Annotated in this window: 9 protein-coding genes; 7 read left to right on the forward strand and 2 right to left on the reverse strand. The window is 41.8% G+C overall.

What is annotated here, in order from left to right:
* Positions 1-119 precede the first annotated feature (119 nt).
* From FY557_RS16955 to FY557_RS16985, 7 genes are all read left to right on the forward strand, one after another.
* The gene (locus tag FY557_RS16955; RefSeq protein ID WP_149248425.1) at positions 120-3,017 is read left to right on the forward strand and encodes a SusC/RagA family TonB-linked outer membrane protein; all 2,898 of its coding nucleotides are present in this window, start codon (positions 120-122) and stop codon (positions 3,015-3,017) included.
* A gap of 10 nt (positions 3,018-3,027) precedes the next feature.
* Positions 3,028-4,566 carry a RagB/SusD family nutrient uptake outer membrane protein gene (locus tag FY557_RS16960; protein WP_149248426.1) on the forward strand — a complete coding sequence of 513 codons (1,539 nt, stop codon included), beginning with the start codon at positions 3,028-3,030 and terminating at the stop codon, positions 4,564-4,566.
* 18 nt (positions 4,567-4,584) lie between these two features.
* Positions 4,585-5,445 carry a hypothetical protein gene (locus FY557_RS16965; RefSeq protein WP_149248427.1) on the forward strand — a complete coding sequence of 287 codons (861 nt, stop codon included), beginning with the start codon at positions 4,585-4,587 and terminating at the stop codon, positions 5,443-5,445.
* 6 nt (positions 5,446-5,451) lie between these two features.
* On the forward strand, positions 5,452-6,921 hold the full coding sequence (locus FY557_RS16970; protein ID WP_149248428.1) for a glycoside hydrolase family 30 protein: 1,470 nt from the start codon (positions 5,452-5,454) through the stop codon (positions 6,919-6,921).
* Positions 6,922-6,929: 8 nt separating this feature from the next.
* Positions 6,930-9,152, forward strand: a complete 2,223-nt coding sequence (gene bglX, locus FY557_RS16975; protein ID WP_149248429.1) for a beta-glucosidase BglX — start codon at positions 6,930-6,932, stop codon at positions 9,150-9,152.
* Between the two features lie 87 nt (positions 9,153-9,239).
* On the forward strand, positions 9,240-10,043 hold the full coding sequence (locus FY557_RS16980; RefSeq protein ID WP_149248430.1) for a family 16 glycosylhydrolase: 804 nt from the start codon (positions 9,240-9,242) through the stop codon (positions 10,041-10,043).
* A 61-nt stretch (positions 10,044-10,104) separates the two neighbouring features.
* Complete coding sequence (locus tag FY557_RS16985; RefSeq protein WP_149248431.1) at positions 10,105-11,544, forward strand: glycoside hydrolase family 30 protein; 1,440 nt, start codon at positions 10,105-10,107, stop codon at positions 11,542-11,544.
* Between the two features lie 291 nt (positions 11,545-11,835).
* On the opposite strand, the gene FY557_RS16990 is transcribed toward FY557_RS16985, so the two are convergent.
* The gene (locus FY557_RS16990) at positions 11,836-12,645 is read right to left on the reverse strand and encodes an enoyl-ACP reductase (RefSeq protein WP_149248432.1); all 810 of its coding nucleotides are present in this window, start codon (positions 12,643-12,645) and stop codon (positions 11,836-11,838) included.
* A gap of 121 nt (positions 12,646-12,766) precedes the next feature.
* Positions 12,767-13,066 (reverse strand): hypothetical protein, encoded by a 300-nt coding sequence (locus FY557_RS16995; protein ID WP_149248433.1) that lies wholly within the window; start codon positions 13,064-13,066, stop codon positions 12,767-12,769.
* Between the last annotated feature and the right edge of the window lie 173 nt (positions 13,067-13,239).

Genomic DNA, 13,239 nt, shown 5'->3' on the forward strand with positions numbered 1-13,239 from the left:
AGGCCTTGAAACCCCCAAAAATACTGGAAATATTAAAATAGTTATTAATAAAATGTTAATTATTTAAAAAAAAATATATTTTTATTGTCTCAATTTGAGAATTAAAAAACTAACTGTATATGAATGTAAGAATATCTAGGAATTTGGGGATGGTGGCAGTGCTGTATTTTACTGCCAGCTTCAATGCCCAGAACACAAAAAACGACACGCTTCCCAAAGAGCAGAAAATCGAGGAAGTCGTGATGATCGGTTACGGTACCCAGAAGAAGAGCAACGTAACGGGAGCCATCTCCAGCATTAAGGCCAGTGACATTGAAAATGCTCCGGTAGCGGGCAGACCCGAACAGGTTCTTCAAGGAAGGGCAGCCGGTGTAAGTGTGATATCAAATTCCGGACAACCGGGCTCAGCTCCCACCGTACGGGTGAGAGGGATTACCAGTTTCGGCGCAGGAAGTAATAATCCTCTTTGGGTAGTGGACGGTATCGTAGTGGATAACATCGGATGGCTGAACCAGTCTGACATCGAAGGGATGGAAATCCTGAAAGATGGTGCTTCCGCAGCAATCTATGGGGTTTCCGCAGCAAAAGGGGTAGTGCTCATCACAACCAAAAAAGGAGCTAGAGGGAGAATGAATCTCTCGTACAACGGCTTCTTCGGAGTTGGAAGTGCTGCCAGAAAGCTCGATCTGCTGAATGCTACCCAGTACGCAACCATCATGAACGAAGCTAATGCCAATGACGGAAAAGCTCCTATGTTTTCTAATCCCGCTTCATTGGGAACAGGAACGGACTGGCAGAAACAGATTTTTAACAGTGCACAGCGGCAGTCTCATGAGATCAGCATCAGTGGGGGAAGTGATAAATCCACATTTTATACATCATTTGGTTACTACGACCAGGAAGGAATTGTTTTAAGAGACATTTCTAATTATAAGAGAATCAACGGAAGATTTAATTCCACCCATAAAGTTTTTGATTTCCTGACTGTGGGGCAAACCTTTGCCTATACACATGTAAAAGCCCAGGGAATAGATGATAACAATGAATTCGGAGGACCGCTGAGTTCAGCCATTAATCTTGATCCCATCACGTCTGTACTTGCTACTGACCTCAGTTTACCTGTCTACACGAATAATGCTAATATTGTAAGGGATCAATATGGAAACCCTTATGGAATTTCCAGCTATGTGAGTAAGGAAATGACTAACCCATTAGCATTCCAGGAAACACAACGAGGGAGATACAGATGGTCCGATGATATTGTAGCCAATGTTTTCGCAGATGTAAAAATCAATAAGCATATCAATTTTAAATCAAGTGTTAATGGAAAACTTGCCTATTGGGGCAATCAGGCTTTTACTCCCATCGCTTATTTAAGTACTGCAAATAATAACCTCACCAACAGCCTTTATCGTGAGATGCAGAAAAAATTTGAATGGAACACTGAAAATACGCTTACTTATCAGAATAAATTCGGAGCGCACAATTTAAGCGTCTTATTAGGTCAGGGATATTATGAGTATAATATTTCTTACGGGCAGGGTGCTACTTATAAAAATCTTCCGGTAAACAATTGGGAAGATGCATCTTTTAACTTTGATGTCGCAGAATCAGATAAAACTTCGAACGCATGGGACGGGAAACAGACTCATAAAGCATCTTATTTCGCCAGAGTAGTCTATGATTATAATAACCGATACCTCTTCACAGGTACGCTGAGAAGAGATGGTTCATCAAAATTTGGAAGAAACAACCATTGGGGTAATTTCCCGGCAATGTCATTGGGATGGAATATTTCCAATGAAAGCTTCTGGCCCGAAAACAATGTGGTCAATAGCTTCAAACTGAGAGGAGGGTACGGAGTACTGGGTAATGATGCAATTGATGATTTTGCCTACGCAAGTTTTCTTGTTCCCGGTAGCAACTACACTTTCGGAGATAATATCATCCGGGTAGGATATGCGCCAAGTACATTGGAAAATCCTGATTTAAAATGGGAAAGAACATCGCAGATCAATATTGCTGCCGACCTTAAACTTTTCAGAAATTTTGATCTGAGTGTCGACCTCTATCGGAAAAAGAGTACGGATATTCTGAGAAGAGTTGAACTTCCCGGATATTTGGGATTAAGCCAAAATCCTTTCAGAAATATCGGCGATATGAATAATGATGGAATTGAAGTAAGTTTAGGATACAAAAAAAGCTGGGGAGATTTCGGTATCTCTGCCAATGGAAATTTTGCTTATCTGAAAAATGAAATCTTAAGACTTGAAGGCGATAAAGAATTTGTGAATTTTGCATCATATCAGACCTTAGGGCAGGTTTCAAGATTACAGGTAGGCCAATCTTATGGTTCTTTCTATGGTTATCAGAATCTGGGGGTTTTCCAGAACCAAGCTGAAATAGATGCTTACAGGAATGCTTCCGGAGGACTGATTCAGGCCAATGCGAAACCAGGAGATTATAAAAGACTGGATGCAAACGGAGACGGCAAAATTGATGACAATGATTTTGTAAACCTTGGAAATTCTGTGCCGAAATATACATTTGGTTTTACGGTCAATATGAATTACAAAAACTTTGACTTAATGGTTTTTGCACAGGGACAGGCCGGTAATAAAGTTTTCCAGGGACTGAGAAGGCTTGATATTCAGGAGGCTAACTATCAGACTGCCATTCTGAACCGTTGGACAGGCGAAGGAACATCCAATACCATTGCCAGGGTTACCAAAGATGATCCGAATCAGAATTATACCAAGATGTCGGATTATTACCTTCAGAAGGGAGATTATCTGCGTCTGAAATTAATTCAGGTAGGGTATACGCTTTCTCAGGATGCTGCGAAAGCCATAGGTGCTTCTAAAATAAGATTTTATGTGACAGGAGAAAATCTGGTAACTTTTACAAAATATACGGGATATGATCCTGAAATTGCAGGAGGAGATACTTTCGGGATAGACAGAGCGTATTATCCACAGGCCAGAACGTTTCTTTTCGGTGCTAATGTTCAATTTTAATTAAAGAAAAATGAAAAATAAAAAATTTATATATAAAAGTATTTCTGTTTTGATGCTGGCCGGTATCGGTCTTGGCGCAGTATCTTGTAATAACAGCAATTTAGAGGATGTAAAGAATACAGGAACCTTTGATACGGATAATTATTATCAAAATGAAGAACAGTCTTTTTCAGGGCTGGTGGCTACCTATGATATGCTGAGAAAATATTCCGGAGGTTTTGAAAATATGGTGACTTTTTTCAATGCAGCTTCAGATGACTTTTATTCCGGTGGAGGAAATTCATCGGATGGAGCAGGTATACAGGGCTTTTCAAACTATTCCCTGAACCCCGTTATCATGCCGGCAAGCTATTGGAAAGATTATTACCAGGGTATTGCTAAAGCTAATATCTTAATAGACAGGATTCCGAATGCTAAAATGGATGATCAGAAAAAAAAGAGATTTATTGCTGAAGCAAAAGTTCTAAGATCATTATATTATTTTGAACTGGTAAGAATATTTAAAAATATTCCTCTTATAACCAAGCCTATCCTGGCAACAGACGACTATTACAATATTCCACAGGAAGATCCGGCAAAAGTATATAATCAGATAGAGGCCGATATTGTATCGGCAATCGGTGATCTTCCTTTAAATATTTCTTCAGATAGTGAGAAAGGGAGAATTACGCAAGGGGCAGCCCGAGCTATATTAGGGAAAATTTATTTGTATGATAAGAAGTACAACCTGGCTGCAGCCGAACTGCAACAGGTTAATGGAACTCCTGGAGGAACAAGCCAATACGGATATGCATTAGTTCCGAACTTTGCAAGTCTTTGGGTGGTTGATAATAAATTTACAACTGAATCTATTCTTGAAGTCAATCATACCACCAAAGGAAATGGAACCTGGACAAATTGGGGAAATGGAAAAGATGAAGGGAACTCTATTAATGTAATGTTGGGAATTATTTCCTACGGACGTAAAACGACAACACCTAATAATGATGCGCCGAGTATTTATTCCGGTTGGGGTTTTAATCCTGTGACAGAAGATCTTTTTAATTTCATGCAGGGTGACCCGCGTTTAAATGCAACTATTTTCAATGGGAAAATACTGAAAGAACAGGATAAAATTACTTACTCACCAGGATTCAGAGATACCGGATATTTCTTAAATAAATTCTTACCGAGAACTTCTGATATCACTCCGGGAGCAGGCAATGTAGAATTGAATTTCCGTCAGAACTATATGGTCATCAGGCTTGCGGATACTTATCTGATGGAAGCTGAAGCATTAAATGGCACCGGTTCGAGAGCACAGGCATTGCTTGATGCTGTTAGAGCAAGAGTTGGTTTGGCATCAGTTCCGGTTTCAATGCAGGCGATCAAAGATGAAAGGAGACGGGAATTGGCAGGAGAAGGACATCGATGGTTTGATTTGGTAAGATGGGGAGATGCACCGGCAAAATTAGGAGCGAGAGGATTTACCGCGGGTAAAAATGAAATTCTTCCGATACCTTTTAATGAATTAATCAATACTGCATTGAAACAAAACCCAGGCTATTAATCCAAAAAAAAATTAAAAATGATAACAAAATATATCAGCAAAAGTATACTATTGGCTCCTGCAATGCTTTTCTTTGCAAGCTGTACTCCGGATACCATCGATGGTGATGGAAACGGTATTGTGCAGGGACCTTTGGATGCATCTTTCAAGATTACCAAAACTTCAGAAAACCATTATTCCATAAAAAGAAATTTCAACAACTATCTGATGTCAAAATGGAATGTTGATGACGACGGCTTTAATACCGGCAAAGAAGAAGAGAAAATCTTTCTGCCGGATGCAGGCACCTATGTGATCCAGCATCAGGCTATAGGCGTTGGAGGAGCTTTGGGAGGAACGGCCAGCGAAACAGTGGTTGTTCCGACTTCAGATCCGATTGCCGGTAATATGATCCAGGGAGGAAGATTTGATACGCCGGCTGAAGCTGCAAAATGGTCGATCCATAAAATAAGTGCTTCAGGAGCGCAGTGGGTAATAGGAAATGGTACCGGCGTAGCAACAATTGTAGCAAGCGGAAGCAATCAGCAGGGAATTTATCAGGCTGTAAATGTAGTGGCCGGACGTAAATATTCCATTGATCTGGTAGCAGCATCAGAAACCCCATTGGTAAATACCTGGTTTGAAGTATATGTACTAAGCACAGCTCCGGTAGACGGACAGGATATCAGCGGTACGGTTTACAGAAACATCAATACCTGGGATGGTTGCGGAACCAGTAAGTTTAAAGGAAAAGTTTCCTCTGTAGGGTGTAATGGTTCTAAAAATAGCGGAGTCTATACAGCAACGACTACTGGAACAGTTTATTTGGAAATTAAATGTGGGGGAGGAACTGTTAACAGCTTAAAAGTTGATAAAGTTGAATTCCGTAGAATGCAATAATTTGATATGAAATCACAACATTCATATAGTTTCGTACTTAGAAGTGCTGCACTCTGCGGTGTAGCGCTTCTTTCTTTTTTAAGCTGCAGCAGTACGTCTTCGGATCTGGCCGGTAACGGCGACAATCCGGGGAACGGCACCGGTGGAACTACCACCGGAGATCCCGTACAGGTGTGGCTGACGAAAGGAGACCAGTCGGTGAAACTACAGCAACAGGGCACAGCCTACTTTTCAGGAGCCGCAGGCACGGGAACAACCGTTGAGATCGATCCGGCACAGGTTTTCCAGACCATCGACGGTTTCGGATATACCCTTACCGGAGGAAGCGTTCAGGTGATCAACCAGCTGAGTGCAGCTAAAAAACAGGAATTGCTGAATGATTTATTCAGCAGCTCGGGAATCGGTATCAGTTACCTGAGGATCAGCATCGGTGCTTCGGATCTGAACAGTGAAGTCTTTTCCTATGACGATATGCCGGCAGGGCAAACCGATCCTACGCTGGCACAGTTTAGTCTTACCAAAGATCAGGCGGTGATCCAGATGCTAAAAGATATTCTGGTCATCAATCCGAATATTAAAATATTGGCCACTCCATGGTCACCGCCGGTCTGGATGAAGGACAACGGCAATACGATGGGTGGAAGCTTAAAGCCTGAATACTATGGCGTTTATGCCCAATATTTTGTAAAATACATCCAGGCAATGCAGGCGCAGGGTATTAAGATCGATGCCATCACGCCGCAAAATGAGCCTTTGCACCCGGGAAACAACCCGAGCATGTATATGACGGCCGGCCATCAGACGACTTTTATCAAAGGCAATTTAGGGCCTGCCTTTCAGGCAGCCAATATCACTACGAAGATTATCGCTTACGATCACAACTGCGACGATCCGGCTTATCCGTTGGCAGTCCTGAACGATCCGGCAGCCAACCCTTATGTAGACGGATCTGCTTTCCATCTGTATGCAGGAGATATCTCGGCCTTGGGAACGGTGCATAATTTATTTCCGAATAAAAATGTTTATTTTACAGAGCAATGGACCAGTTCCACCGGAAATTTCTCAGGAGATTTGGATTGGCACGTAAAAAACATTATTATTGGGTCCATGAGAAACTGGAGCAGAACCGCATTGGAATGGAATGTTGCTAATGATGCATCGTTCGGCCCTCACACACCGGGTGGCTGTACACAATGTAAAGGAGCGATTACCGTAAATGGAGGCAGCAGCTATGATAAAAATGTAGCCTATTACATCATTGCCCACGCTTCGAAATTTGTTCCGGTAAATTCCCAGAGGATTGCTTCCACCCAAGGCGATAACCTCTCAACGGTGGCTTTCAAAACGCCGGTAGGAAAAACAGTTCTGATTGTTCAGAACAGCAATTCTTCAGATAAAGCATTTAATATTAAATACAATCAGAAAGCAGCCTCTGTAACGATTCCGGGCATTTCAACAGCAACCTATATCTTTTAATATTCGTCATGAAAAGAGTTTATTTCATATTGGCATTTACTGCATTCGGTTTCCCGGCATTCGGACAAAAGACCATCGATCAGAAAGTGGCTGATATATTGTCGAAAATGACGCTGGAGGAGAAAGTCGGTCAGCTTGTTCAGTACAGTGGTTTTGAATACGCCACCGGTCCTCAGAACTCCAATTCTGCAAATGTTTTAAATGAAATAAAGCAGGGCAAGGTAGGTTCCATGCTCAATGTTTCGGGTGCCGTGGAAACGCGGAAATTTCAGGAACTGGCTTTAAGGTCTAGGTTGAAAATTCCGTTGCTGTTTGGGCAGGATGTCATCCATGGCTACAGAACTACCTTTCCGGTAAATTTGGGACAGGCGGCAAGCTGGGATTTAAAATTAATTGAAAAATCAGAAAGAATCGCAGCCACGGAAGCTTCAGCTTACGGCATTCACTGGACTTTTGCCCCGATGGTTGACATCGCCAGGGACCCGAGATGGGGAAGGGTAATGGAAGGTTCCGGCGAGGATACCTACCTGGGAACGCAGATTGGTCTGGCAAGGATCAAAGGATTTCAGGGGAAAGGCCTTGGAAACCTTGACGCCATCATGGCCTGCGCCAAGCATTTTGCAGCGTACGGAGCGGCAGTCGGCGGCAGGGATTACAATTCCGTGGACATGAGCCTCAGGCAGCTGAACGAAACTTATCTTCCCCCGTTCAAAGCAGCTGCCGAAGCAGGCGTTGCTACTTTTATGAATTCTTTTAATGACATCAACGGGATTCCGGCAACAGCCAACCGCTATATTTTAAGGGATCTGTTAAAAGGAAAATGGAATTATCAGGGTTTTGTGGTTTCGGACTGGGGAAGCATCGGGGAAATGGTTCCCCATGGCTATGCAAAAGACAATAAAGAAGCCGCAGAAAAAGCCATCATTGCCGGAAGCGATATGGATATGGAAAGCCGTGCTTACATGGCTGAGCTTCCCAAACTGGTTCAGGAAGGAAAAGTAGATCCGAAGCTGATTGATGATGCTGCCAAACGGATTTTAATTAAAAAATTCGAAATGGGATTGTTTGATGATCCTTACCGGTTCAGCAATGAGAAAAGGCAGCAGATACAGACCGACAATCAGGAGAACAGAAAATTCGGCAGGGAATTCGGTTCGAAAAGTATTGTCCTGCTTAAAAACCAGAAAAACATTCTACCCCTTTCAAAATCAACAAAAACTGTTGCTCTGATCGGACCTTTTGGAAAGGAAACCTCTGTCAACCATGGTTTTTGGTCAGTCGCTTTTAAAGATGACAATCAGAGAATTATAACGCAGTTTGATGGAATTAGAAATCAACTGGATAAAAATTCTACCCTGCTGTATGCAAAAGGCTGTAATGTAGACGATCAGGACAGATCCATGTTCGACGAAGCTGTGGAAACCGCAAAAAAAGCGGATGTAGTGATCATGACGCTTGGTGAAGGCCATGCGATGAGCGGTGAAGCCAAAAGCCGGAGCAATATTCATTTTTCAGGTGTTCAGGAAGAGCTTTTAAAGGAAATTGCCAAAACCGGGAAACCGGTTGTCCTGATGATCAATGCCGGAAGGCCATTGACTTTTGACTGGGCAGCAGACCATATTCCAACCATTCTTTACACCTGGTGGCTGGGAACGGAGGCCGGGAACTCCATCGCCGACGTTATTTTCGGAACCGTAAATCCGGGAGGGAAACTTCCGATGACTTTCCCAAGAACGGAAGGACAGATCCCGGTACACTATAACCATTACAATACGGGAAGGCCGGCGAAAAACAATACCGACAGGAATTATGTTTCAGCCTATATCGATCTGGATAACGATCCTAAGTTCCCGTTCGGCTACGGTCTGAGCTATACTCAGTTTAAATATGCTGATATGAATCTAAGTTCAACGAACCTTAAAGGAAACCAGACTTTAAAAATCAGCGTGAATGTTTCCAATACCGGAAATTATGATGGGGAAGAGGTCGTACAGCTTTATATCAGGGATCTTTTCGGAAAAGTAGTAAGGCCGGTCAAAGAGCTGAAAGGCTTTGAAAAAGTTTTCATTAAAAAAGGGGACACTAAGACCATTACCTTTACATTAACTCCCGAAGACCTGAAATTCTATGACGACCAGCTGAACTATGACTGGGAGGCAGGGGAATTCGACATCATGGTCGGAACCGGTTCTCAGGACGTTCAGACGAAAAGAATCAATTGGTTAAAATAAATACAGAATTTACTTACTGAAAGCGGGATAAAACCCGCTTTTGGCGGCAGAAGACTTAATTTTGAATTTCAAATCCTGAATGTATTTATGAAACTCCAACCTGTTATTCATTTAGTTATTGGCGGAATATTCCTGTTCTCCATTGCGGGCTGCGCCTCAACCAGACCGGATAAAAATAGAAAACTGATCTGGAGCGATGAATTTAAGGATAAAGGATTACCCGATGCATCCAAATGGAATTATGATACCGGCGGCAGCGGATTCGGAAATGAAGAAGCACAGTTTTACACCAAAGACCATTTGGAGAACGCCCGGGTGGAAAACGGAAAACTGATTATCGAAGCCCGGAAAGAAAATCGGGAAGATAAGAAATATACTTCTGCAAGATTGCTGACCAAGGGAAAATTTTCTTTCCAGTACGGAACGGTGGAAGTACGCGCAAAACTTCCGAAAGGGCGCGGAACGTGGCCTGCGATTTGGATGATGAGCGAGGATATGAAAAAGTGGCCGGATGACGGTGAGCTGGATATTATGGAGCACGTAGGCTATCATCAGGGATACATCCATGCTTCGGTGCATACCAAAAAGTACAACCATATCATGCAGACCCAGAAAACCGATACCCTGTTCGTAAAAGATGCAAGCGAAAAGTTTCATGTTTACAAAGCGGACTGGTCGCCGGAAAAAATTGAGGTCTATGTAGATGATAAAAAGTTTTTTACCTACGAAAATAGAGAGAAGACCCCCGGAGCCTGGCCTTTCGATAAGCCTTATTTCATCATCTTAAATCTTGCCATCGGCGGATTCTGGGGTGGGAAAGAAGGAATTGATGACACGATTTTTCCTCAGAGATTTGAAATCGATTACGTAAGGGTCTATCAGAATAAATAAATACTACAAAAATAATCTTCTTTGTCAGGAAGATGGAATTATAAAAATAAGAAATGATATAATGAAGAGATTAGTCGTAAGCTGCCTGGTTATTGGGATAACCGTCAATGTTCATGCGCAGGATTACTGGAAAAAGAACGCCGGAAAAACTGCAAAACTTATTCTTACCAATGCCAAAGCCAATGAGAAAATGGCAGATAAAGGAATGGTAACATTTGAAAAGATGGACCAGCCGAAAGAAACGGATGCCTGCATCTTTGTGGACCCGGATTTTAAATATCAGAAACTGATAGGCATCGGCGGGGCGATTACCGATGCTTCTGCAGAAACTTTTTACAAGCTTCCCAAAAATAAGCAGAAAGAAATTATTGAAGCCTATTACGGCAAAAATGGCCTGGGATATACTGTGGTCCGTACCAATATGAATTCCTGTGACTTCTCCAGCGATTCTTATACTTATGTTGATGAAAACGATACATCGTTAAGATCCTTTAATGTCGCCCATGATGAGCAGTATAAAATTCCGATGATCAAAGAAGCGCAGAAATCAATCGGAAAAGATTTTACCTTTTATTTTTCACCATGGAGCCCGCCGGCCTGGATGAAATCCAACAAAAGCATGCTGAAGGGCGGAAGGCTGGAAAATGCTTTTTATCAGACCTGGGCAGATTATTACATTCGGTTTATCAAAGAATACGAAAAAAGAGGCATCAAGGTCTGGGGACTAACCGTTCAGAATGAGCCCATGGCTACCCAAACCTGGGAATCCTGTATTTACACCGCTCAGGAAGAAGGGGAGTTCCTGAAGAATAATTTGGGACCTACGCTTTGGAAAAACGGTTTCAAGGATAAAAAAGTAATGATCTGGGATCATAACCGTGACCTTATATACCAAAGAGCAACTACTACCCTAAGTGATCCCGAAACTTCAAAATATGCTGCCGGAATCGGCTACCACTGGTACGAAACCTGGAACAACAAAACCCAGCTTTTTGATAACCTGGCAGAAACCCAAAGGGCTTTCCCGGATAAGTTTCTGGCTTTTACCGAAGGCTGTAAGGAACAGTTCGACCTGTCTAAGATTTACGATGTCAAACTGGGTGAGTTGTACGGAAGAAATATGCTGAACGACTTTAATAAAGGGACGGCTTTATGGACGGACTGGAACGTTCTTCTTGACGAAACCGGCGGACCGAACCACGTTGGAAATTTCTGCTTTGCCCCGATCATTGCCGATACGAAAACCGGAGAAGTTCATTATACCTACGAATACTATTATGTCGGCCATGTTTCCAAATATATTAAGCCCAATGCGGTAAGAATCGGAAGCTCATCAAATAGGATTGCCCTGACCTCTACTACGTTCATGAATCAGAACGGACAGTTGGTCACCGTGATTATGAACGATTCGGATAACGATATTGATGCCAATCTGTGGATCGAAGGAATGGCAGCTAAATTAAATGCGCCGGCCCACTCCATACAGACGGTGATTTTATAAAGAACACTTCATGTTAACATTTATTTTTTAACGATCGGCGGAAACCTGGTTTCTGCCGATTTTTTTATACAACAGATTGGGAAGCCGTAGGCTGGAAATTATTCTCGTTTGTATTGATAAATTGCTGTTAATAAATCAATATCCTGTTGCGGAGAGGCATGCTGTTTACGGAAAGATAAAGCAAAAAGCTTCGGTGATAAAATTTATTAAATGGCTATTTGGATCTGCACTACAATGCAAAAGCCGGAACAGATTGTCCCGGCTTTATTTATAAGTGAAAAATGTACTGAATTATTCAGCATCATATTTACTGATCACTTTCTGGGTAACCCCTGAACTGCTGAAACCTCCGTCGTGGAAAAGATTCTGCATGGTTACTTTTTTCGTAAGGTCAGAGAATAGGGTCACACAGTAATCCGCGCACTCAAGAGCTGTAGCATTCCCAAGCGGAGACATGTCTTCTGCATAACCAAGGAAATTTCCGAAACCTTTAACACCACTTCCTGCCGTGGTAGGGGTAGGAGACTGGGAAACCGTATTTACACGTACTTTTCTTTCCCCCCAATAGCCACCGAAAGTTCTGGCAATGCTTTCCAGATAGGCTTTGTTATCAGACATATCGTTATAATCAGGGAACGTTCTTTGCGCAGCAATATATGATAAAGCCAGGATGCTTCCCCATTCATTCATACAGTCTTTTTCGTACGCCACCCGCATTACCTTATGGAAAGATACAGCGGAGATGTCCCAGCCTTTTTCTAACCAGTCGTAGTTCATTTCGGTATAATGTTTTCCCTTTCTCACGTTTACGGACATTCCGATGGAGTGCAGGATAAAATCGATTTTTCCAAATTTTGCAACAGCGGCATCAAAAAGCTTTTCAAGATCTTCAATAGAAGTGGCATCCGCCCCGATTACTTCAGAACCTGTTTTTTCTGCTAATCCGTTAAGTTCTCCCATTCTAAGAGCAATAGGAGCGTTAGACAAGATAAATTCAGCACCTTCTTCATGACATCTCTCTGCAACTTTCCATGCGATCGATTGTTCATTAAGGGCTCCAAAAATAATTCCCTTTTTGCCTTTAAGTAAACCGTATGACATAATTTTTTAATGTTTATTTTGTTACAAATGTAGCAATAATTTGTGTTTAGAGCATAATAAAAAACGGAGCCCTCTATAAAAAGACTCCGTTTTTCTTGAAAATATTTATATGACTGAAATTTTAATTGGTTTTCTTGTTCCATTCTGCTTTTACATCTTCAGCGGCATCTTTGGTTTTTTCCCAAGCGTCATTTGCTTTGTCTTTGATATCATCCCACGTATCCGAAGCATTATTTTTGACTCTGTCTAACCAGTCTTCGTGAGTTGCCTCTTCATCATTCGACCTTTTTTCATTGATGTAATCCTTGGCTCTGTCAGATAATTCCTCAGCTTTCCATTTTGCATTGTCTGCAGCATTTTTCAAAGAGTTTTCAGTGTTGTCTACTGCATTTTCTGCTTTGTTGTATTCTGAATTGTTCATAATGTTGATATTTTGTTTGTGTTGTACTGTATTAAACAATAACCATTCCTAAAATTTCGTGGTACTGTTAAAATTTTCATAAAGTTAAAATCCATATTTAGCATATCCATAACAAGACAATAAACATGACATTTTAAACTTAATTCAATTTGTTAAAACATAAGCTATCATAT

It is taken from the genome of Chryseobacterium sp. SN22 (assembly GCF_008329705.1).
In the GTDB taxonomy this organism is placed as follows: Bacteria; Bacteroidota; Bacteroidia; order Flavobacteriales; family Weeksellaceae; genus Chryseobacterium.